The following is a 22,977-nucleotide window of genomic DNA, read 5'->3' as shown; positions in this document are numbered from 1 at the left end:
TGGTATCATTGACCCACTGGCAGAATTAGACATAGACATCCAGAGCTTTGACATACCGAGAGCAGTCACGGTATATCCTGACCGGGCCGGTGTGCGCTGGTGGACGAAAGCATGGTTCAATAACCGGGAAGAGGGCGAAGCATCGGTGGAGATTGAGCGAGAACAAGCGATACGCTTCATTCACGACAACATCGAGAAGGATGTATGGCTGGAAGAGTTTTATCCCAAACAGATGGAAATTTACCACAACGCCATCGAGCAGACAAAAGAGCAATTATTAATGAATAGAATAGGATAAACATATAATACACTATGGACGGAATCAAGCATAGCGGACGGTTTGCAGAAATGGAACGCCTCGTGAACGACTATTTCAACTGCCATATCGCACCCATCATGTCAAAAACGCGGACTGACCTCATACGGAATCAGGGAGAGGAAATGAAAGAATATTCCACCTCTTTAGGTGGTATTCTCAGTATGATGGCATCTTCGGCACAACCAATGAGCGACCCCTATCAAGCACTCAAGGTCACAGGCGAATGGAACTCCAAAACAACAGAGGACTATATCGAGATGTGCAAGACGGAGATTACCGGTTCCGAGGAAATGCAGCAAGACCTTGCGTATATGGCCGGGCAGTGGCGGGATACCGTCGTGCAGGAAATCGGAAGGGCACGTTACAATGAGTTGTCAGAACTGCTCGGTTGTGACCTCGCCTATGCCTATATGGACCACCGGATAGAGGAACTGATGATTGACCGGTTGGTGAAAGAACGTATGCCCAAGTCTTCCGCTGACTACATCATCCGAAAGGCTGCCGAATCGAGTCTGCTGGGATTATCGCAGACGTTAAGCCGTTCACCGCTGACCGATGAAATAGAGGCACGAGGCGAAGCAGCTTACCGCCCGAACAGATGGGAAAAAGGTACGGGATGGATGTTGGGCACAGCCGCAGATACCCTGATGATGGGTGGTACTGGCTCATGGACGGCACTGGCAAAGTTTACCGGTGCAGATGTGGCTATTGCAGCCATCACCAATCATTTTGAAGGCAAGAAGCCTGATACCCTTTCAGTAGAACAGTGCATCAGTAAAGGAGTGTTCGGCAGAGACAGAAACGTATTCGACGATTTTCGCAAAGAGGCAGCCCAAATACAAATCAAAGAGAACACGGCGATTGGTACAGACAACAAGCAACTGAAAAAGAAAATCCCTGTCATGGACTTTGGCTTCATGGAATGGACACAAAACCAGAATAGCGGTTTATTGTGGCCGAATGTACAGAGCAAGGAAGAACAGAAACATGAGGAACGGTACAAGGATGTGCCGATTGTTGTTGCTCCCGGACAGGAAGAAGCCTACTTGCAGTCTTTGGAACAACGTGACAAAGCGAAAATGGTCAGGACAGAACAGGATGAAATTATGAAAGAAGAGAAGCATGAAACTGTTGTTCCTGCCAATGATGCGGAACAACATGTACAAACGATACAAAGTGCGCAAGTAGCACAGGGAAACGGAAACGGTTGGGGCGGACTGCTTGGTATGCTGGGACTGGATGGCATAGGTAATATCACAGGCAATCTCGGTTATGTAATGGCCATGCTCCCTGATGTTCTACTGGGAATATTCACAGGCAAGACAGAATCATTGCATTTGGAAGACAATATGTTACCGATAGCGAGCATTGTGGCGGGTATGTTTGTGCGTAACCCGTTGCTGAAAATGCTCCTGATAGGCCTGGGAGGTATGAACTTGTTGAATAAGGCAGGACACGAAGCCTTGAAAGAACGAACAGAGGGAAAACTGAACGTAACAAATGAGAACAATGTGCAGTACCGACGCTATACAAATGAAACTCTGAACCCACGTATAGTAAACCCTGTATTGCAAGATAGTACGTTGATTGCCACGATAGACCGAGTACCGTGTACCATCCAGTTGTCACCGATTGTAGCAGAAGCCTACCGTACCGGGGCATTGCCTTTGAACACGCTGGCAAATGCTGTCCTTGCCAAGAACGACCAGCTTCGCCAGGCTGCCGCACGGAATTATGAGGACGGAAAACTGGAAACCATCGTGCGCCCACGGGGTATTCAATAATCCTATAATCAAATAAACGATATGAAAGAAAAATCGCAAATCGAAAAGAAAGCCGAGGAAAAACAAATCACCTTGCTTTCTACGGCTTTGAGTGAAGCCTCGAATGCCGGTGGACACTGGCTCAACGCATCAGGAAAGGGATACCCGCGCCTCTATCCAAAGGGTGTTTCTGTCAGCGCATTCAATGCACTATTCATGACGCTGCATTCTGATAAAAATGGATGCAAAACCAACCAGTTCACGCTATTCAGCGATGCCAAGGCACAAGGAGCCTCGGTGCGTGAGAATGAGCAAGGCGTTCCATTTTTGTTTTATAATTGGAACAAGTACGTTCACCGCAATAATCCAGAACAGGTTATCAGTCGTGATGACTACATGAAACTGTATGAAGAGGAACAAAAATTATATAAAGGTGTACATAACCGTGAAATTCGCACTTTGTTCAACATTGACCAGACGACACTACCCTACGTGGATAAGGAGCGATACGAAACGACGTTGCGGCGGTATGGAAGTGCAGTGGAAAGAGGATATACGGAAGCTGACAACCGACGGTTGCATATTCAATTCAACGACTTCCTACTGAGGATGCGAGACAACCTTGTGCCTGTTCGTTTGGATGGAAGCGGTGTACCCCACTACGAAACAGATAAGGATGCGGTCTATATGCCGCGACAAAGAGAGTTCAGACATTATCACGACTATATACAGGAAGCCTTGCGGCAAATCGTGAGTGCTACCGGACACCAACAACGGTTAGCGCGTGAAGGTATGGTGATGAAGAACGGTGTGGCTCCTTCGGAGGATGCTGTCAGACAGGAACGGTTGGTAGTGGAACTGGCTTCAGGGATTAAAATGTTGGAACTGGGGTTGCCAGCACGGTTGTCTGAAGAAAGTCTGAAGACAGTGGAATACTGGTGCCGGGAACTGAAAGAGAACCCGAACTTGATGGACGCTCTCGAAAGTGACGTGAACAATGCCATCGAAGTAATCAATAAAGCGGAACGGGGCGAGAAAATCGAATACGCCACCATGCGCAACCGGCGAGACACTTCAACCATGCAGGAGCAAATGCCCAAACATTATTTTGTGTCGAACGAGATTCGGCAGCATCCGGATAAAGAAACGAAAAAAATTGTGCTTGTTATTGATCCACAGGCAAAAACCGCAGATGTAATTCTTCCAGCAGGGGCTTCTACAGAGGTAGATAACGAGATACCGGGAATGAACAAGGGACGTATCATGCGAGCGTTGCAGAAAGATGGAATCGAGCAGGTACGCTTCTACAATACGGATGGTGCATTAGGTTATCGACCCGATGACAGTTATTTTGCCGAGAAGATGATTATGCTGGCCCGGCTGAAGAATTGGGCAATGGAGAAGCTCTCCACACTGGACGTGGCGTCAGCGGTCAAACAGGCGAATGAGATCGGATTTGACCACGTAGAGATGATTCAAGATGATAAGAAACGATGGGCACTTTATATCAAACCCGAAAATAAGAGCGGATATAGCATCTATCCTGATAAAGAAGATATAAACCGCTTCTTTTCAACACTCAAGCAAGCGATGGATAACATCGGTAAGGTTCGGATGGAACTGGCGCACAAGTATTATGCGCTGGCCGAGGTCAAACCTGACCTGAAGGTGGATTTGTTCAGCAGCGAAATGCCGGAAATAGACTTGAACCGTATCCAGCGTGTTTCGGTTTTCAAAACCAAACAAGACGGCATACAATGCGTCGCAACTATTGATGGGCAGAAACAGCCTGCCCGAAGTGTCACTCCGCAACAGTGGCAGCGGATGTGGATAGCGGAAGAGCGTGACAGCTACAAACGTCATTTGGCAGCTACCTTATTCGCAGACGTACTACAAAAAGGACAATCGCAGGAGGCACACACCGGAGAGAAACAACAGAAAGAAGCAGAGTTGTGGCCGATAGAAACGGTAGCGCAGGAACGGACGGAATCAGACAACAAGGGTATTTCACCGGAACGGCAGTTGTGGGACAAACTTAAAGCGAATCATCCCGATGCCTTGCAACTGCTTCGCACGAAAGATGGTTATCGGCTCTATAACGAAGATGCGGTACAGGGTGCAAAGATATTGGGCATAACCCTAAAAGAGTATCCAGAAGGGGACATTACGGCTTCAACGGAATTTTCAACGGAGCAGCTCGACAGCTATCTGTCTAAGCTCGTCCGTGCCGGGGCACGGGTTGCTATAAGTGACATGGAGGAACAAGAAACACACAGAGGTTTTCATAGATAAGGAGTAAAGAAATGAGCAAGAACCAACTATACGCAATGAAATATGCAGAGTATGCTATGGAGCAGATGCGCCGGTACGGAATCCCCGCATCCGTGACGTTGGCACAAGGCATACTGGAAAGTTCCAACGGGCAAAGCCGTTTGGCGCAGAACGAGAACAATCATTTTGGCATCAAGGCTACGCCTGCATGGATTGCCGAAGGAGGAAGGTATGGTATATATACTGACGATAAGCCGAATGAGAAGTTTTGCAGTTATGACAGTGTGGGTGATTCATACGAACACCACTCCCGTTTTTTAAAAGAAAACAGCCGCTATGCCCAATGTTTTGCACTTTCGCCCGACGATTACAAGGGTTGGACACAAAATATCGAACAGGCCGGTTATGCCACAGGCGGAGAATATGCCGAGAGTCTGCAACGGATTATAGAGCAAAATGGCTTACAGCAGTATGACAAACTGGTGATGCAGGAAATGGAGACACAGGGTAAGCGGTTCGGTACGGAACATAATCCTCTCCGAACGTCTGAAAATTCAGAGTATGGTGCGAAGTACTCATTCCCGGTAGAGCGTGAAGAGTTTCTTTTTGTTACCTCGCCTTTCGGTATGCGGCAAGATCCGATGGACAACACGAAACAACAGATGCACAAGGGAATTGATATCCGTTGCAATGGCGATGCGGTACTGGCTACTGAGAACAACGGGAAGGTGGTGGCTGTGAATCAGAATAAGAACACGCCCGGTGGAAAATCGCTGACTGTGGAATATACCAGAACGGATGGCAGCAAGGTACAATGTACTTATATGCACCTTAAGGAGGTTACTGTAAAGGTCGGTGATGTAGTACAAGCCGGTGGGAAGCTCGGCACATCGGGCAACACAGGTACACGTACAACGGGCGAACATCTACATTTCGGCGTGACAAACTTCTATGCAGACGGAACAAAGCGTGACATCGACCCTGCGGCTTATCTGACTGAAATCGCACAGAAAGGTAATATCAAATTGGAAGTGTTGCACAACGGGAACAGCCTGCTCACCCGATATAAAGGAACAGAAGAGAATGCCGCCGGCAAAAACCTTTCGCCCGACGGATGGATGAAGAAGTTGCTTTCGTCAGAGGATAGCGGTGTGGGAATGTCAGGATGCAATGACCCTATAGTAGAGATGGCGATGACAGCCTTTAGTTCCCTTATGCTATTGGCCGTACAAATCGACAACAAGAACGAGGAGGAGCAAAAGACTGCCATATCCAAACAAATGGATAGTGGACGCATCAATCTGAAATCATTATTACCGGGCATGAAAAACTGCGAACTGGCAATCAGTGAAAATGGAAAGGCTATTCTGCGAGTGAACAATGGAGAACTGCGCATGTCACGTGAGTTGACTACTGCGGAGTTAAGCCGTCTGTCGGCAACACTGAATAACAATACTCTCACAGAAGAAGCCAAAAGGATACGTGTAACCGGTATGCTGAATACGGTTATCCTCTCGGAAGCGGCTTCACAGAATTTTGAACAAGGGATGTCCCAACAGCAGGGACAGACAGAGAACCTAAAAAGATAGAAGCGTGGCGATATGGTAAAATGCGTGATGATACAGCTATGCAGATGTCTGTTCGGACTATCCTACCTTGCCTTGTATGTCCTGCTCTGCTACCAACTCTTCGGCTGGGTAGCAACGCTCATTATCGTGAGCGTTCAACTGTTCCTTGCCGGATGGCTGATCTGGGCAATGATACGAGCACCCGATTAAGAGCAATGATTTAGCAGTTCAACAACAAATCATGGCAACACAGTTGTCGGGTGATTATGTATCACATTAAAAGACAATAGAAATGATAAAATGTAATGTTACGGTATGTGGCGTTATCGGACGTGATGCGTCGATACGCACCAATAAGGAAGGGAAAACGTTCCTGGTTTTTCCTCTTCGAGTAATGATCCCTGACACTGACGGGAAGACTATGCCTATTGAGGTGGATGTCAGCAAAGATACTGCCGGAAAGGAGGTTTCCAAATATCGAAATGGTTCCCGCATCGAGGTTTCGGGGACAATGTATCTCAAACACCGTGGTGACAAACTTTATTTCAATCTTTTTATTAACGAAATTCGTACAGCTACGGCAGATGCGAAAGATACGGTCAAGGGCGAATTAGTATTTCGAGGTAAGGTCGGGCAGCATATCGAGGAAAAAAGGGATAAGAAAGACCAGCCTTACACAATGTTTTCGGCATTCAGTACGGAGAAAGTAGAGGATGGCTTTGAATACCAATGGGTACGTTTTTTCTGTTTTGGCAAAGAACGCGAAGCATGGTTACAGCCGGGCGTGCGAGTGGATGCCAAAGGTGAAATATCCCTTTCGGCATATAACGGAAAGCTGAATGTTTCATGCAAGGTGGAAGAACTTGTACAGTATGTAGCAGATTCGTCTAATTCCAATCAGTAAAGGATATGGCCGGATATAAAAAACAGCACACGGACGGGCCGAACAGCGAAGATAAAGCATTAGACCTCTTCGCTGAAATGATGATTGAGAAAATCGAGAGTATCCGTAAGGATTGGAGAAAGCCATGGTTCACGGAAGAAGCGTTACAATGGCCCTGCAATCTTTCCGGACGCGAGTATAATGGCATGAATGCCATTATGTTGCTTATACATTGTGAAAAGGAAGGTTACAAGATTCCGCGCTTCTGCACTTTTGAGTGTGTACAACGGCTCAACAAATCCGATAAGGACAATCAGGAGAAACCTCGTGTTTCTGTACTTCGTGGAGAAAAATCATTCCCAATCATGCTGACTACATTCACCTGCATACACAAGGATTCTGGTGAGAAGATTAAGTATGATGACTACAAAAAACTATCTGATAACGAGAAGAAGGAATACAATGTTTATCCTAAGATGCAGGTATTCCGAGTCTTTAACGTGGCACGTGCGTCCGTAATGGTCGCGTAATAAATATCTCGATAATAAGAGATTAGGTTAGTGTTCAAAGTTTAGAAATAAACAATAGACCTATCCCCGACTGACTTACTCGGAGAGGAAACTCAAAGAGGAACACAGCACGTCAGTAAAGCGATAAGTTAGCTAATTGCCATGCTACGACTGAATTGCAAGGGGAAAGACAGATATGAGGATGAAGCCTGATTGGTTGAATGATAGTTCAGTGACAGAAGTTGAAGTTGTGGCGAAAGGCAGTTATATACGCCACATCATGGTACTACAGCCCATTGCGCGAGGGCAAGTAGCAAGAACAAGCCATGACACGACCGCAGTAAGTGGAGAAAAGAACGAAAGTCGCATCCGACAATCTGTTGCCTATCGAAAGATAGACGTTATTACGTGGTTAAACGGAGATTACCTAAATCGGAACGCCGTAAGGCTATGAGGATTTGCCTCTGAATATCCGACAAGGTAACGGAACTCCCGTAGTAGTCTGAGCAAGGGAAAACCTTGTACATGGCGAAGGGGAGTAGTTAGTAACTTTAATACAAACAAAAGAAAACGAGAGATTCGTTATGAGAAATCCAGAGATTGTATTAAACACATTATGCCAGCACAGTAAGGTCTCGGACTATAAGTTTGAGCGACTGTACCGCATTCTGTTCAACAAAGAGATGTTCTTCATTGCCTATCAGCGCATATATGCGAAGCCAGGCAATATGACTCCAGGCACAGATGGTCAGACTATCGACCAAATGAGCATTGGAAGAATTGAACGTCTCATCGAAACACTTAGGAATGAATCCTACAAGCCGCATCCTGCTAAAAGGGTGTATATACCAAAGAAGAACGGCAAGAAACGCCCTCTTGGTATACCATCCGTAGAGGACAAGCTTGTGCAAGAGGTAGTTCGGATGATTCTTGAAGCCATCTATGAGGGGCACTTTGAAAGCACCTCTCATGGTTTCAGACCTCATAAGAGCTGCCACACAGCTCTGACAAGCATTCAAAGGACTTTTACAGGTGCAAAGTGGTTTATTGAGGGAGACATAAAAGGCTTCTTCGATAACATAGACCACGATGTACTCGTCAGCATTATGCAAGAGCGTATTGCAGATGAAAGGTTTCTTCGTCTTATCAGAAAGTTTCTCAAAGCGGGGTACATCGAAGACTGGAAGTACAACAACACGTATTCGGGAACTCCTCAAGGTGGAATAATCAGTCCTATTTTGGCAAACATCTATCTTGACAGGTTCGACAAGTACATGAAAGAGTATATTTCACACTTCGACAAAGGGAAAGAAAGGGCTCACAACAAAGAATACTGTTGTCTCAACACGAAAACAGTAAACCTAAGGAAGAAATGGAAAGCGGAAACAGATGAAACTGTAAAAGCAGAACTGTTGATGAAAATAAAAGCCATGCACGAAGAGAAAAATAAGATGACATACAGACTTCCAATGGATGAGAATTATCGGAGATTGAAATACGTGAGGTACGCAGACGATTTTCTGATTGGAGTTATAGGGTCAAAAGCAGATTGTGAACGAATCAAGGCAGACATCACAGAATATATGATGAACAACCTTAAACTCGAACTTTCTGCTGAGAAGACACTCATAACTCACGCAAAAGAGAACGCTAAATTCCTCGGTTTTGACATCACCGTTAGGACATTGGATGTGTTTAAAAGGAACAGCAAAGGAATCAAAAAGCGAGAATTTGTTGGAAAGGTCATGCTTATGCTCTCTTCTGAAACAGTGAAAAAGAAGCTTCTTAGCTACGATGCTGTAAAGTTTACGAACGTAAACGGCAAAGATGTATGGAAGCCAAAATCACGGGAGAAAATGGTCGGTATGAAACCCGAAGACATCCTTGCACAATTCAACTTGGAAATCAAAGGCTTCTACAACTATTACTGTATAGCCAACAATGTTTCGTCAACATGTGCCGATTTCGGCTACATTATGGAGTATAGTCTTTATATGACTCTTGGTCAAAAATTAAGAAGACATGTAGGGCAAATCAGAGACAAGTACCGTAAAGGCAAGAATTTTGTCATCCCATATAAGGATGCAAAAGGCAAAGAACGGTTCAGAACACTCTATAAAGAGGGATTCAAACGTAAAAGCTCATTAACGGACGATTTTCTCGACCGTACCCCATGCACTATGTATGTTCCCAAACCAAGCCTTGCAGAAAGGTTGAAACAGCAAACCTGTGAAATGTGTGGTGCAACTGACACTAACGTCGTAATGCATCATATACGCACTCTTGTTGGGGTAAAGGGAGAAACTCCATGGGGCAAGTTGATGTTGTCGAGACATCGTAAGACGCTTGTAGTGTGTGAATCTTGTAATGCTATAATTCAGTTTCATGGGAAATAATGTGAGCTTACTAATGGCAAGCCGTATACACGGAGACGTGTACGTACGGTTTAGGGGCAGGTATGCGGAAACCTGCCGCCGTAAGGCGGTAAGGCGCTGCATACCGAGCCTACAGACCAACTTGCAGGAGGCAAGACCGGAGCTGTGGCAAAAACTCGAAAAGGAGTATTCGCTACCGAAGATTGAGAACGGAGAGTATTTCAGCTTCGCTCCCGTCGATGCGCTGATAAAGGACAATCTGTGGATTTGTCCGATCAAACCACAGCATCAGGATAACGCTTACTACTCTATATCGAGAAATGAAATCGTTGTGCCGGAAAAGGAACAGTTCAAATCTGGAGAGGCGTTCTATGGAACACTATTCCATGAGATGACACACTCGACCGGTGCGGAAGGAGTTCTCGACCGTATCAAGCCGACAACTTTCGGCTCGGCAGAGTATGCGCGCGAAGAATTGGTAGCCGAGTTAGGTAGCGCATTGGTTGCCCAACGTTACGGCATGACGAAACATATAAAAGAGGACAGTTGTGCCTACCTCAAAGGATGGCTCGACGAATTGAAGGAATCGCCACAATTCATCAAGACAACTCTGTTGGATGTGAAAAGAGCGGCTTCTCTGATTACCCAAAAGGTGGATAAGATTGCACTGGAATTGAAGCAGAACATTGATGAAGAGCAAACAGTAGCACCGAAAGAAAAAGTGTATTATTCTTCCGTGGCCTATCTTCAGCTTACCGATGACACGATGCGGTTGGACGCATTCAAGGATAAGGGGGACTACGAAGGACTGCTGACTCTCGCCAAGGAGTATTATGACGGTAACGGCATTAACGAAGAATATACTTATTCTTCTCCCATACAGAACCGAGGAGACAATCTTTTGATTGAGGACAAGGATTTTGCTGTGGTGTACAATGGGAGTGTCGGAGGAACTTATGAAGTGATGCTGAAATTCACGGAAAAGGAAGTACGCGACCATATCAGGCGTTATGGTATCAAACATGCTGGAGATACGTTAAAAGGGGTAGCCAAGGAGATGGCTGCGGAACAATTCGCTATCATGACACAACAAAAGATTCCTGCATTTGAAATGCCGAATGGTGATGTGCTGTATGTCAGCTATAATAAAGAATCCGACATGATAGATATCGGGCCGGTTACTAATGCGGGACTTGTCGCACAACATCGTTTCCCATACGACCATAATGCTTCGTTGGATGCCAACCTGCAAACCGTGAACGAAAAGCTGAATAATATGGAGGAATACCGGGAAGAGCTACAAGAAGCAGAGTACAGCGGCGGAATGCGCCGATAAAACGGAAAAAGATGCGGAGCTGTTTGCTCCGTACCTTTTCTTGAATTTATTTTATTACTCTAACAAATTATCTATCATAGACTGTAAATTTGTTATATCGCAATACTGATTATGTCCCCCTCTGTAATCTTTCGCGTGTTGGGCTGTCCGGATTAAGAAAGAATCGAGTTCTATTTTTACACCGCTACCCATTCGGGACAAACCGGAAGAGTGACTGATGTAAACGAATTTACCGTTACGTTCTATGAAACAAGAGGTATTATAATGCCCCTTTAAGTTGAATGTTACTTTTGCGCCAACGGCTGTTGCGTACTTGGAAATCTCACGTACTAAGGCCGTTTGGAAACTGCGGTATTTTTTTGAAACATAGACTCCTGCATCTGCAAGGATTGCGTTCTGCCATTTGGTATAAAAATTCTGTGCCATATTTTTAATATTAATTCTGTAAATAATTCTCCCAATTCTCTTTGTCAATAGTTAATTTGTTCATTTCCCAATCGTATTCCACTTCCGGCATATCAGAATAAGGGAAATACACAGTGTAGCCTATCTGTCCATAAGAACAATGTAGCGGTATAACGCAAATCTCCTGACCACAATAAGGCTGTGGCGTACAATATTTCTTCCAATCAAAACGACCTGCTGCTATATTGCAGCAAAGTAATTTTAGAGTTACTATACCTTTCCAACTCTGAAAATCTTTTTTATAACCTTTTTTCATACTACTAATGTGCTATATTATAATAAACTTCGGGTTCACTTGACACGTTGTAAATCCAACTTCCGCAACGTACCAATAGAGCATTCTTGCCATAATAGAGTTTCTTCATTCCGGTTATACTTCCTGTTATGTGAAAGTTAGGGAAACGACTGATGTCTATTTTCTGTGCATCGCATCTGTAGAGTGTTTTAGTTCTCATTGCATTTATTTTTTTAAGTTGTTTTTTATTTCCCTCTTCTTGAAGCCTTCCGACTTTACCCAAGAGGTTGTTTCATGTGCATTTTCAACGGTGGATGCAAGAACTATGAGCAAGTAACCGGAATGAAATTTTATGAATACCGGAATCTGTGATTGCGGAAGGTTACGTCAAATTTCATTTCAGGTAGCAACAGCGGTACTTGAACATCGTTTGCCACCGTACCTTTGCGCACGAAACAAACAATGGTGCATGTCGGGACTGTGAGAATGTAATACAATTAGAACAGGTAATATAGAATCGGTAAAAGAGGCTGTGAATTGGTAACAGAGGTTCGGCAGAACATGGTCTATAAAGGTAACCGGACTGTTATATAGGAAGATGATAACCACCCGCTTGAGTTGCGGGTGGCTTTAAAAATCGTAGTGGGATGCGGAACTTATGACGGTGGTGGATATATTACAACCTCGGATGATGGGCTTAATTGGTCATCTCCAGAACAGTTAGATGCTACTAACACTTTTTATGGGGTTTGTGCAATATAAAATACTTAATCGAATTATGTATGCAAAATTTTAGTAGGGTATGCTGGGAAACTGGCATACCCTAATTTTGTCCTATAAGTCTTGTTATTATAATAAAAGAGTAAAAGGAAAATAATAAACCGGAAAGACTTAACTGATAAAAAGAAGCTATTACCGTTTACCAACAAGAAGAACACCGGAGCCAGAATAGTAAAAAAATGTTTTTAATCGTGTGATTCTATTTCAGCAAGTAGAATAGGTGTTTGATAAACTGTTCGGTTATAATCATCGGCAAATCGAATCATTCTTCAAAATAAAAACAAGCGCATACTCCATTTTTTTACTTCAAAATATGCATCTATAGTATTTTTATTGAAACAAATTCATTACCTTTGTATAATTCATTAAAACAAAACATTATGGAAAACAGAAAATTATTTCAAAAAGTAGAAATTTTATGTGAGTGCTGCGGTAAAAATTTACTTGAAAAAGATTCTATGGGAATTTTTGTTACATGGTTAGCAAATCAAAAATCATCAAATGGAAAAGATGTTTATCAAAAAGCATATTATTGTTGCAAAGGAAAGTGTGATGATATATTGAAAAAGAAATCTCTTTCAGAAGGGTTAAACTATGATAGATGGGAGGATATTTCTTCTTTCACAAATCCAATTGGGTTTATAAAAAAGAACCAACAGTGGATGAAATCACTCCAAGAAGGCGAACAAATATCAGATGAAGCATATGGTAAATTGTCAACACTATTCTGGGCGAGTTTTCTGGAAATTTCCAGAGATTTAACCCTTGAAGAGGAAGAAAAAGCTCGAAGATATATGCAAGAAGGGCTTGTGGATTTTCTATAAATATTCCGTGATACCAGTGTAAAGGCAAAACGCGTGCAATTGTATTGTTTGTCATGAGAATAATAAGCTGATGTGGCTTTAACAATGCCAATCTGCTAAGTCGCAGATTGGCACATTAAAGTCCAACCAGTCATTATACACAATCGTTGGTACAATAAAGTATATAGTTGCGTAAAAATTTTATATGGAATATCAGAAGTGATAGTCGATGACTCCTCCAATATAAAGTATCGTTCCCGGTTCAAGCGTACAGACAAACTCCATAAATGCAAAAGATTTTTCGGCAAATGATTGGTATCCATCTCCGTCCAAATAGAAATGATACGCAATATCCAATGGATTTTCCAATGCCTTTTCAAGTTGATAAACAGGACCTACAAACTCCAACATGTTTTCGGTTGTAATAGCTTCAGCTTTCTTACGGATGTTAGTCACAAAATTCTCTTTCCATTGTTCCACACCACCAATGTAGCGCATGGTGTCGTCGCCTACAAGTTCGAACATGCCTTTTGGTAGAGCAGTATTGACCAAATAACGAATATCTTCCTTACGTTTTTCGTCATCTATCTCCGCACAATAGTCATAGAAACTGCCATCTCCCTGCTGGAGAGTGTCTTCATTCAGATAGTTTTCTTTTTCTATCCACATTTTAGAAATCTGAAAAATTCGGCTGTGCATAATTTTGAAATTTAAATGATTAAACTTTATTCCCTTTACTTGAAGCTCTTCCGGCTTCTTGTCAGGAATGATTTTTATGCGAAATTGACAGCAAGGAAAGGATGGATAAGGCAAGTAAACAGTGGATGGAATGAAGTGGAATACCCAAATCTTCGATATGCGGAAGGCTGCCACAAGTATCCGGGAACTGTTAGCGCAGCGTTACTTGACGACCATTCTAAAGCTGTATCTTTGCATACAAAATCTCTCAGATAAGAACTGCCGATGTGCGATATAAAGAATATCCGGATTGGAAGAATATAAAAGACTGGAGAAGCACTCTGAGACTGTATAAAAGGACTGAAGGCGACAAAGTCTCCCCAATCTGCATGGCAAATCAGAGAAGCTTATCGGATAATGATAGTTCGCTGCACGCTGTCAGCATACCGTCATTTCGTTTTCTGCATCGGATTAGTCTTAGCCTGCGGCATATTCATAGATGTTACAGAAAGAATTGTCGTTTTCATCTTTCCGTTGTTCGGCAATAGCAAGAATTTCTGTTATTGATTCGACAGACTGACCGCTTATCACCTCAAACCACTTGAATACTTCTGTCTGGTTGACAAAATATTCCTTGTACCATTTGTCGTCTGGAGTACATAGGTCTGCAATGTACTTTTCGGGAAAGTATTTACTCTCTTGGTCATTTGTCCAGTACTCCGCCAGACCCGACTCTTCCGATTGATAGAAATAACATAGTGTTGGGAATTTCTCACATACCAGTTCAAGTGTTTCATCACACGGAAACCAAGCTGTTTCCGTTGTGAATTTCAAGAATGTCAGGCCAATAAATGTGTTATACTGTTTAGAAACGGAGTACGACGAGTAAAAAAGGAATAGGACCGGTTGTGGGAGTTCGGTGGAGCATGGCTATAAGAGTAATCGGGCTGAATATACAATACAAGGAAATGCTATCCACCCGCTTTGGCTACAGGTGGATATGTTATTGTCATTCCGCACCTCTCATGATGGTGAGTTGGTCGGGACGGTTAGGAAACCAATAAGAATCACTGTCAATATATACACATCTGCCACTATTACAGAGATTCCCAAAAGCTAAGACCTCACAAGGTCCAAATATCACTCCATAATCGTTTGTAAACGCCACCATATCTCCCACACTCAAGTCGTTTTCCGTATCCATCACCTTGGAAAGGTGGTCGTAAAACTCAATACCTTCAGCTTCACGTTCTGTTTTCCAACGCAAAAAGTCTTCTTTATGACTTCTACCGGTATGTATCGGTGATAATTCAGAAGGAAAAACCTCCGCTTCCGAAGTATCAGATGCAATCAAAATAACGCTATCCTCTTCAATGTTTTCCGGAATAGAAGCCACTTGGTAAACCCCATTAGACAGACCACTATCTGGGTCATGCCAATAAAGAAGATTACCCAACTTGATAAAATCGTATTTTCCCATATTCTTTGATTTATTATTTCCCTTTGCTTGAAGCTCTTTCGGCTTCTTGCCGGGGATTGATTTTTATGCAGGATTAACAGTGGAATAAGGGCGATAAGACAAGTAAACAGTAAATGGAATGGAACGGAATACCCAACCTTCGAATGTAAGAGCAGAAGCAGGCTTGTCCTTTTATACCTTGCAATGAGAAGGGGACTGAAAGTCAATCTTTGATTTGAGGAAGGCTGCCGTAAAATATCCAGGAACCGTTAGCATAGCGGTGCTTGACAATCGTCCGGACACTGTACCTTTGCATATAAAATCTCTTCGGCCAGATTTGCCGATGGTGCGATAAGGGAATACTCAGAATGGAAAAACATAAAAAGGGGTATCATATTATAGGCGAAATATATAACAGAGCTAATATAAGTCCTAAAAAAATATTTTTGCTATCTTTGCCAGCGTATTATATAATATTAAGAACATAACAATGAAAAAAACATTTACACAAATCTGTGAATTGTTCGATCAATTCTCAAAAGATGCCAACCTCCAGATGGAGAAAGGCAACAAAGCTGCCGGAACTCGTGCCCGCAAAGTATCACTTGAACTTGAAAAACTTCTCAAACAGTTCAGAAAAGAGTCACTCGAAGCATCGAAATAATTTTCATTCTGGTTCTGACAGTAGGAAAATGGCGAACTTCACGTGTACCATATCGAAAAAGCCTCTTCGCTTCACAGCGGAGAGGCTTCATTGATTATGACAAAGTTAAACATCAATTATGCGAAATTTCTATTTCGCTTTTGGAAAAAACAACTCCACTTTCGTATGTCTGTTGGCTTCCACGGGCGTATAGTCGGCAATTCCACCTTTGCTAACTCTGATAATCCGCTTGGCTGGTATTCCACGTTGTTCCAGTTCTGCGGTAATAAAACCTGCTCTCGATATACTCAAAGAATCATTGATACTTGATGTTCCTGTAGAACTGTCAGCAGCACCAGTTACCCTCACGGATAAACTGTATTTCTTAGCTACACGAGCCAGTTCGTCAAGATTAAGCCTCTGTGAGGTATCCGTCAGATGTGTCGTATTGAGAGCAAAAAAGAAATAGATGGGTGTACCGATGCACTCTCCATCAGCGTATGAAAGAACCGTGGAATCCATAGCGAGGGTGTCCTGATGGGCGGACTGCACATTTCGGGAAGCCGTGTAATTATATGATGGCTTTCCATTCTCTGTCTGAAGAATAGTCGTGTCAAGAGGTGACGACCCGTCCCAATAGCTATGCTTCAATCTTGCACGAAGCGAGTTCAAACCGCTATAATTATTTATAGGATATCTGCATCCGGTTATATCGTCGTTGTCAAAGATATGGCTATATGTATCGAGTAGTCCTTCGATTTCCAGAATTTTCTTTAATTCCACGAGTGTTCGCTTATCTTGATTGTGACGTCCCACATAACGCCTGTTCTCCTCCGAAAGGAAGTTGCCATAATCGACAAGCAGTTCGTTCCGATGGATGTATGGTGCCGTATCCACCGCGCGCTTCCAGCCGACCTTACCGAGATGAAAGGTGAATCCGGCAGTCAGCGAAAGCATGTGATCGCCCAGACGGTTTGGATAGCCATATCCGTCGAAATCCTGGAATGTAGTTGTGTTAGAGAGTTCCAGCATAGCACTAACCCGTTTGGAAATACGGTATTGTGTTAGTATGCCGTAAGAAAGCGCAAAGGGATTGTTCCCGTTGGTGGCGTTATGTAGCAGACCGACACCCATAAAGGGTGCAAGCCTCCAACGTACCTGTTCCTGTCGGGCATATCTGCGTCCAAGGAGATTCCACAGGAGATCTGCATGGATATAATGGTAGTCCTGCGTAGATAATTGTGCATCCTTAAACTGCAAGCCACTATAATTTACCCTTGCGCCGACCAAAGGAGTAAACCATTTGCCGACGGCGAGGCTGTACGAAGGTTTCACTCGTCCAAAAAGGTCTTCACAACCGAGAGGTGTACCAAGAAAAACTGTCGCACCTCCGGATATGCTAACAAACCAGTTGCCGGTTCGAGATGCCGGAAGTAGCACCCCGTTGAGATAGACGGGCTGCATCGGTTGAAGCAATTCCGCTACTTCATAATGAATAGTGTGTCGTACAGTGTCCTTCTGTACGGGTTGTACACTTGCTTGTGCCTGCAACGTGCAGAGCAAAGCGAAGATGAAAATAATTTGTTTCGTCATATTCCAATGATTTCATTAGTTATACTTTTAATCTGGTGTAAGGCGTATGCCATTTACCGTTTAGATTTCTTGCCGATAGTCGAGCGCATCATGCGGCTCGCCATCCTCATACAGCGAAGTGCCCATGCTCGATTGTCCTCGTCCTCGTCGCGTCCCCATTTGAGGTCACTCCCTCCGCCTCCACCACCATGTGATTCGGCAAATGTAGTGGCATCATCTACCATTCCGAGAAATAGCATTGTCGCACAGTGCATGATTTCCGTACCCCGCTCGGCGATAGACTGTACCAGTGAACCGTCAAAGAGCTGCCGTTCTGAAACATTCATTTGTGCCGATGCGTTACGATACTCGCTGATTACACTCTCCAGTAGGACGTCTTTAAACAAGCTATCCACTTTGGAGTGTACATCACGGGAATATTGATAGGCCTCCTCTTTGAGTTCTTCGGTACGTTCTTCAATGGCTCCCATATCCTTTTTCAGTTCGATGAGTTGCCGGTCAGCCGTCTGCAACTTTTCCTGCTTGTCTGCCAGTTGTCTGATGATTCCTTGCAGCTCTTTTTCCAACATTTGTATTTGGATTGCCAATTCTGCCGCATTGCCTTTGTTTTCTTTTAAATTGTACTCGGCTGCCGATAACAAGGTTTCTTTTTCAGTTTTCTGCTTTTCAAGATTGCTAACCATTGTCGTAAGCCCTTTGACTCTGCGTTCTGCCAACCGGATGTCTGATTGAAGTTCACCCAATACCTGTTGATGGAGTTTGATATTATCCTCGATTGTTGTACACTCTTCAGACAACATTCGGCGGTATTCCTCAGTCGTTCTGTGCCGTGCACCCGTTTCGGATATGCTTGTTCCTCTTGACATTCCCCACTTTGTATTGACTTCTGCGAAAAAGTCCGTATGAAGTTGTTTCATTCTTGCACTATATTCAAACTTATCCTTACCGGCGAAGATTTCCTTGTACGCAAAGCGACTATCCTTGATTGGCAGAAGCGTACAGTGGATATGCGGGTTCAATTCATCCAGATGTACAATGAATGCAGCGATGTTCTGCTCACCATATCTGCCACAAACGAATGAATAAACATCCTTGGCCCAGCGTTCAATGTCACGCTTCCGTTCGATGCGGGTATTGTCCGCACCTTTTTCAAAGTCCACCTGTTGCGTACCGAAAGCAAGTTCCTGCATTCGCTGCCGTGAACCGCCGAAGATGATATTTACCACCGTGCGGTATTTTGGTTCGAGCAGCCCCTCATTAGGATCTTTGATTCCACGGTGACTTAATATGTCCGCCATCCGTTTGGGAATGCTACGGCTTGTGTCGATGGGATGTATTTTACCTCCGGGCGCAATCTCGAAGTTCAGCCGTTTACGCGTAGGATCATAATTTCCCTTACTCATAGCGTACTTCTCTGCCTTTTCACTACGGTCACGCAGATGTTCATTACTTTGGGCGGTGGTAATCCCTTTCGACACCTGCACGTCGAGTACCTGTTTTTGATTTGCCATACGTTTTTCATATTGTTTCGGACAATCTACCGTGTCCCAGCTTGCTGCTTGTTCGGACACCCTTCCCACCAACGTCAGGCAGGTGGGGTATTAGGCTCCCCCTTCCCTTTGTTCGTGGCAGGCGGGCAAGCCCGGATGCCTTCTATAACTGGCAGGGGGGCTTCACTGGATACAAAAGTGGATTGTTGCGGTTATACATTCTGTTTTCAACCTCCAATCTGATACGTTGCCTCCTGTGCCTTTGCCGCAAATGCCAGAAAAGGCTTAAAAAGCGTTTTAAGGAACTCCCTGTCATCTTCATCATAATCGGAATTTTCATCCCTATCTACATCAAGAATAAGCCCGGCAATACCTTTCGAAGTTGCAATAAGTCCTGTCCAGTCCCCATACAATTCCAATCGGAAGTAGTCCATAAACTCTGCACTGTCATCGAATCTCGACTTACGCAGTGCCCGTTGTATAGCGGCAAATGTAATGCACTCCAAAGCTACCATACGAATCTTGACAGCTCGTTCATCATCATCCGCTGCCGGATTGATGCGAGTGATACTGTCCGGAGATGGGCAGCTATCGCATATGCCAGCTTCATCCATTGCCCGACGAACAAGTTGCTCACACTTGATTCCGATCTCGTCAAGGGACACTTTGCCGATTATCCAATCGGACAATGCCTCACGTAGCTGTTCTGCAAGGTTCAACTTCTTCTGTCCATTGCAAGACTCCGTGGATTGGCTGGTTTGCACAGTCATGGTAATGATGACGCTTTTGGAAAGCCGGATGCGATTCAACAAGCCGAACTCTTCCATTACATCCAAAAAAGAACGGACAGTAGCCCTATGCCAATGCCATTCCGATGAAAGGTCAGAAACAGTCACGTGGCACTGGTTGGGTTGAAGTTCGTAGCCTTTGTTCCTTAAAAAAGGGGAAACAAAACCTGCCAAAGATTTATCCAATAAATCACAGAAGGCTTCTGTCTTTGTTTTTCGTTCACCGACTTTCTCCTTGAGGTAGTCAAATACTTCTCTGTCTGCCAATATAGGGACAGCTATTTTCTGCTTGGTTTTCATTTTTATTTCATTTTTTAATTATTACTATTGTGCGGATATATCAGTGTTGCCGCTATCCGCATCTTGCGGCAATATCGCGTGATGATGGTCATAATAACTTTCGGCTAATAGTCTGGGGAATTTCATCCATTCAGAGATTATGCCTATGTCCTGAAATTCGGTCATAACCCGAACAGAGGGATAGAACAGGGCAGCCAAAAGAAGATAGGCGGCAGTTACCGCCGTTGTGTACAAGTGTGGAACAAAACTGATGGCCAAAGCCACCAATGAGAGTATGACAAACATACATGATCGGTCACATAAACCTCTTAACAATCTGTCCGCTCTTCTAAATGAATATATAGTGGCACAGATAGCAGTTGAAAGAAAAACACCGAACTCGCCAACATGTCCGCTGATGTAAACATAGTGGAAGAGCAATAGCAGAATCAATACGACCTGTACATATAGTTTACGAGCCTTTACACTGTGTATCATAGCATCGTAGAACCTTACCATAAAAGAACGGTGGCTTTTGTACAATGCTAATGGCAATACGAAAAGCGTTATACAGAAGATAAGTTGTAGTATATTCCAAATCATAAATAATAGGGTTTCTCGCGTATTTGAATGGGGGATATCATCAACTCTAATTGGACAATATTGTGGGTGGCTAATAGGATGATAACTTCGGCGTCCCTCGGTGAAAGGTATATCGCTGCTTTCTTAATACGTTGCTTGAACGTATGCTCCTGCTTACGGTAGGCTGCCAATGCCTTATCCAGTTTATGTTCCGGAATTGTCCATGTCATGCCTTTGGCGTATGAGCCTTTGTCTTTGTAAGCCCGCAGTACCAATGTGCGGGAAACAATGTAATTGATATATCCGTTTCTTGACAAAGCATACTCCTTATAGAAATTGTCATCAACAACCTCTATCCATGTCCGGTATTCCCTAATCCAATAAACCATTTGTCGGTATAGTGTGTCCCGCATAACATGACCATTAAAGGAAATCCATCAAGAGATCGTCTTTGTTCTTCTTATACTTGAATGTGCCACTTTTGGAATGAAGATCCAAATCAAGGCACAGCTCGCCGTACATCTGCTCAAGAGAATCATAGATGGTGACAAGAATGCTATTTACCTTACCGTCTGCATCTGTCTTGCAATTCATCTTGAACATCTGTCCAAATGCCGGGTTGGAGTATGCACAGGTGCTATGCCCGAATTTGTCAGCGTGCGTGGGGATGTGGTGGTAGAGAGTTATAAGCTCCATATCGTCCTCAAACAGATCCATCACTTCCTCCAAATCGTAAGGGTCGCGTAGCGGGAAGGTCAGTAGGGCGTAGTCACCGTAGAATTGTGCTTCCTCCATTGTCGTCACATCGAGTAGTTGCGGTAGTTGCAGAGGGACAAATGTCATAAAGTCATTGAAAAAATGTCGTAACATATTCATTTTTTATATTGTTAGAGCGTCTGTATGAAAATATCCATAAGCATTCCTGGCAGTTCAGTCAGTTGACCACTTTCCAATTGCAGGATTCGGCTCAAGGTTTTGAACGCCACAGGTGTCTGTGCCGCCATCCTGTCAAGTTGTTTCCGTTCTTTATCGGAAAGCAATGTCATAGAGAATCCGTCCAGTGAAGTATAAGGGTGGATAAGCATCCATATATAAGCATGTGCTTGCGAAGAAGTCTTGATTTTTTTGTTCCGAACATCTTCTATACAAATCTGCATATTTTGTATTTGGCGACGATTGGTGCGCATTGTCAAATAAAGCATAGCCTCCCGATAGGTAATCTCCTTTCTCTCAGCGGCAAAGAATATCTGCGAACAACACTGTTCAGTACCACGTGTGATGTCAGCCATACTCTCACCTTCGAAATCGTGCAAGTGAGAGAGGAACGCACGGAATATAGCATCTTCTTTAGTGATATAAGTAATCAGTTCATTGCGGCTATGTATGCCGTTACGGATAGTTCGAGTCAGTAACATACGGTAAGCCGCAAGGATTTCCTCTTTGTTACCCTTATGAAGCGGAAGATTATCCAGTGAGTTGAAAAACGGGCGGATTTCTCCAGCGGCATGATGCAGTTCCTCATCATTGTTATAAGGTGAGAACTCTCCTTTGAGAGCCAAAAGTTCCTGATAAGTACGCGTCTTTGAGAGGGCTAAGCGTGAGAACTCAGTGCGGATAGAATCATGCAGTCTGATACACTCTTCACGCTGATTGGAATGGGAGTGGCTGAGCGTATCATTCCGGAGATACCTAAAAACAGAGTCTTTTACAGTTTGCCATTGTAGGATATGCTTGGTCAATACTTGAAATGAGGAATCTTTCTGACATCGTATATTGTATAAGTACTCCCTGTATATTCCGGCAGGATCGTTCGTAGCTTCAGACAATGATTTGCCATTTCTATCGCTGCATGATATCAGGCCCAATATGGCCAATGAAACGATACATCTTCCAGTCAAAAATGATGGAGTCTTGTAGTATGATTTTAAAATTTTCATATTTAACAATTCATATTTAACGATGCAAATCTATATATTATTTTTATTGTAAAAGCTCTTTTATATCGCATTTAGTATAATTTTTGGTATCATATTAATAATATGATTATCAATGAAAACAAGTGCAAGAAAAAAAGCTAAAAAAAGGATTCAGCGAGATTTTTGCCACGATATGATTTTAGATTAAAATGAAAGTGCTATATTTGCACTTGTTATCAAAA

Annotated in this window: 24 protein-coding genes and 1 pseudogene; 12 read left to right on the top strand and 13 right to left on the bottom strand. The window is 43.6% G+C overall.

The features are described from left to right. The first annotated feature begins 16 nt into the window (after window positions 1-16). The 9 genes and pseudogenes from NBH01_RS14420 (at window position 17) to NBH01_RS14380 (ending at window position 11,024) form a co-directional block, all read left to right on the top strand. Entirely contained in the window at window positions 17-298 is a 282-nt protein-coding gene (locus NBH01_RS14420) for a hypothetical protein (RefSeq protein WP_009017568.1), read from the top strand. 14 nt (window positions 299-312) lie between these two features. After that, window positions 313-2,103, top strand: a complete 1,791-nt coding sequence (locus tag NBH01_RS14415) for a hypothetical protein (RefSeq protein WP_009017567.1) — start codon at window positions 313-315, stop codon at window positions 2,101-2,103. Between the two features lie 21 nt (window positions 2,104-2,124). Beyond that, window positions 2,125-4,374 carry a MutS N-terminal domain-containing protein gene (locus tag NBH01_RS14410; protein ID WP_009017566.1) on the top strand — a complete coding sequence of 750 codons (2,250 nt, stop codon included), beginning with the start codon at window positions 2,125-2,127 and terminating at the stop codon, window positions 4,372-4,374. 11 nt (window positions 4,375-4,385) lie between these two features. Next, complete coding sequence (locus NBH01_RS14405; RefSeq protein WP_009017565.1) at window positions 4,386-5,942, top strand: glucosaminidase domain-containing protein; 1,557 nt, start codon at window positions 4,386-4,388, stop codon at window positions 5,940-5,942. A gap of 12 nt (window positions 5,943-5,954) precedes the next feature. Beyond that, complete coding sequence (locus tag NBH01_RS14400) at window positions 5,955-6,131, top strand: hypothetical protein (RefSeq protein WP_004313634.1); 177 nt, start codon at window positions 5,955-5,957, stop codon at window positions 6,129-6,131. A gap of 82 nt (window positions 6,132-6,213) precedes the next feature. After that, window positions 6,214-6,825: a hypothetical protein gene (locus NBH01_RS14395; protein WP_004308698.1), complete on the top strand. Its 612-nt coding sequence runs from the start codon at window positions 6,214-6,216 to the stop codon at window positions 6,823-6,825. A 5-nt stretch (window positions 6,826-6,830) separates the two neighbouring features. After that, window positions 6,831-7,331, top strand: a pseudogene (locus tag NBH01_RS14390) (ArdC family protein); the annotation flags it as partial. A gap of 566 nt (window positions 7,332-7,897) precedes the next feature. Further along, entirely contained in the window at window positions 7,898-9,709 is a 1,812-nt protein-coding gene (locus tag NBH01_RS14385; RefSeq protein WP_009017563.1) for a reverse transcriptase/maturase family protein, read from the top strand. Beyond that, complete coding sequence (locus NBH01_RS14380) at window positions 9,699-11,024, top strand: zincin-like metallopeptidase domain-containing protein (RefSeq protein ID WP_172956636.1); 1,326 nt, start codon at window positions 9,699-9,701, stop codon at window positions 11,022-11,024. The genes NBH01_RS14385 and NBH01_RS14380 overlap by 11 nt, the downstream gene beginning before the upstream one ends. A gap of 54 nt (window positions 11,025-11,078) precedes the next feature. Here the strand turns inward: NBH01_RS14380 and NBH01_RS14375 are convergent, their stop codons facing one another. The 3 genes from NBH01_RS14375 to NBH01_RS14365 are packed head-to-tail and all read right to left on the bottom strand — an operon-like array spanning window position 11,079 to window position 11,944. Next, window positions 11,079-11,450, bottom strand: coding sequence for a hypothetical protein (locus NBH01_RS14375; RefSeq protein ID WP_004308703.1), 372 nt, complete (start codon window positions 11,448-11,450; stop codon window positions 11,079-11,081). Window positions 11,451-11,460: 10 nt separating this feature from the next. Then, window positions 11,461-11,745: a hypothetical protein gene (locus NBH01_RS14370; RefSeq protein WP_004308705.1), complete on the bottom strand. Its 285-nt coding sequence runs from the start codon at window positions 11,743-11,745 to the stop codon at window positions 11,461-11,463. Window positions 11,746-11,749: 4 nt separating this feature from the next. Further along, the gene (locus tag NBH01_RS14365; RefSeq protein ID WP_004313635.1) at window positions 11,750-11,944 is read right to left on the bottom strand and encodes a hypothetical protein; all 195 of its coding nucleotides are present in this window, start codon (window positions 11,942-11,944) and stop codon (window positions 11,750-11,752) included. A 940-nt stretch (window positions 11,945-12,884) separates the two neighbouring features. Here NBH01_RS14365 and NBH01_RS14360 point away from each other — a divergent pair. Continuing rightward, window positions 12,885-13,328, top strand: a complete 444-nt coding sequence (locus NBH01_RS14360) for a hypothetical protein (RefSeq protein WP_005777227.1) — start codon at window positions 12,885-12,887, stop codon at window positions 13,326-13,328. 192 nt (window positions 13,329-13,520) lie between these two features. Here the strand turns inward: NBH01_RS14360 and NBH01_RS14355 are convergent, their stop codons facing one another. Beyond that, window positions 13,521-14,006 (bottom strand): hypothetical protein, encoded by a 486-nt coding sequence (locus NBH01_RS14355; RefSeq protein WP_005777225.1) that lies wholly within the window; start codon window positions 14,004-14,006, stop codon window positions 13,521-13,523. A 15-nt stretch (window positions 14,007-14,021) separates the two neighbouring features. On the opposite strand from NBH01_RS14355, the gene NBH01_RS26675 reads away from it, so the two are divergent. Beyond that, the gene (locus NBH01_RS26675; protein ID WP_004323430.1) at window positions 14,022-14,261 is read left to right on the top strand and encodes a hypothetical protein; all 240 of its coding nucleotides are present in this window, start codon (window positions 14,022-14,024) and stop codon (window positions 14,259-14,261) included. 201 nt (window positions 14,262-14,462) lie between these two features. Here the strand turns inward: NBH01_RS26675 and NBH01_RS14350 are convergent, their stop codons facing one another. Together NBH01_RS14350 and NBH01_RS14345 are read right to left on the bottom strand one after the other, a co-directional pair. Further along, window positions 14,463-14,819: a hypothetical protein gene (locus NBH01_RS14350; RefSeq protein ID WP_004308712.1), complete on the bottom strand. Its 357-nt coding sequence runs from the start codon at window positions 14,817-14,819 to the stop codon at window positions 14,463-14,465. A gap of 175 nt (window positions 14,820-14,994) precedes the next feature. Further along, a complete protein-coding gene (locus tag NBH01_RS14345; RefSeq protein WP_004308716.1) occupies window positions 14,995-15,465 on the bottom strand; it encodes a hypothetical protein in 471 nt (156 codons plus the stop codon). Between the two features lie 469 nt (window positions 15,466-15,934). On the opposite strand from NBH01_RS14345, the gene NBH01_RS14340 reads away from it, so the two are divergent. Continuing rightward, a complete protein-coding gene (locus NBH01_RS14340; protein WP_007898898.1) occupies window positions 15,935-16,108 on the top strand; it encodes a BF3379 family histone-like protein in 174 nt (57 codons plus the stop codon). A 129-nt stretch (window positions 16,109-16,237) separates the two neighbouring features. Here NBH01_RS14340 and NBH01_RS14335 read toward each other — a convergent pair whose 3' ends face one another. The 7 genes from NBH01_RS14335 to NBH01_RS14305 form a co-directional block, all read right to left on the bottom strand. After that, window positions 16,238-17,680 carry an OmpA family protein gene (locus NBH01_RS14335; protein ID WP_004308721.1) on the bottom strand — a complete coding sequence of 481 codons (1,443 nt, stop codon included), beginning with the start codon at window positions 17,678-17,680 and terminating at the stop codon, window positions 16,238-16,240. Between the two features lie 53 nt (window positions 17,681-17,733). After that, on the bottom strand, window positions 17,734-19,191 hold the full coding sequence (gene mobV, locus NBH01_RS14330; protein ID WP_004323434.1) for a MobV family relaxase: 1,458 nt from the start codon (window positions 19,189-19,191) through the stop codon (window positions 17,734-17,736). Window positions 19,192-19,397: 206 nt separating this feature from the next. Further along, complete coding sequence (locus tag NBH01_RS14325; RefSeq protein ID WP_008640423.1) at window positions 19,398-20,258, bottom strand: hypothetical protein; 861 nt, start codon at window positions 20,256-20,258, stop codon at window positions 19,398-19,400. A gap of 24 nt (window positions 20,259-20,282) precedes the next feature. Continuing rightward, complete coding sequence (locus NBH01_RS14320) at window positions 20,283-20,840, bottom strand: hypothetical protein (protein ID WP_004308724.1); 558 nt, start codon at window positions 20,838-20,840, stop codon at window positions 20,283-20,285. Further along, window positions 20,837-21,232, bottom strand: a complete 396-nt coding sequence (locus tag NBH01_RS14315) for a hypothetical protein (RefSeq protein ID WP_008640424.1) — start codon at window positions 21,230-21,232, stop codon at window positions 20,837-20,839. The genes NBH01_RS14320 and NBH01_RS14315 overlap by 4 nt, the downstream gene beginning before the upstream one ends. 10 nt (window positions 21,233-21,242) lie before the next feature. Then, window positions 21,243-21,689, bottom strand: coding sequence for a hypothetical protein (locus NBH01_RS14310; protein ID WP_004308726.1), 447 nt, complete (start codon window positions 21,687-21,689; stop codon window positions 21,243-21,245). 17 nt (window positions 21,690-21,706) lie between these two features. After that, window positions 21,707-22,756 carry a hypothetical protein gene (locus NBH01_RS14305; RefSeq protein ID WP_009017561.1) on the bottom strand — a complete coding sequence of 350 codons (1,050 nt, stop codon included), beginning with the start codon at window positions 22,754-22,756 and terminating at the stop codon, window positions 21,707-21,709. Between the last annotated feature and the right edge of the window lie 221 nt (window positions 22,757-22,977).

Source organism: Bacteroides sp. B1-V-101, assembly GCF_023656585.1.
Taxonomy (GTDB): Bacteria; Bacteroidota; Bacteroidia; order Bacteroidales; family Bacteroidaceae; genus Bacteroides; species Bacteroides thetaiotaomicron.
Note: the sequence above shows the minus strand (reverse complement) of the source record. Positions and strands in the feature narration are given on the sequence as shown.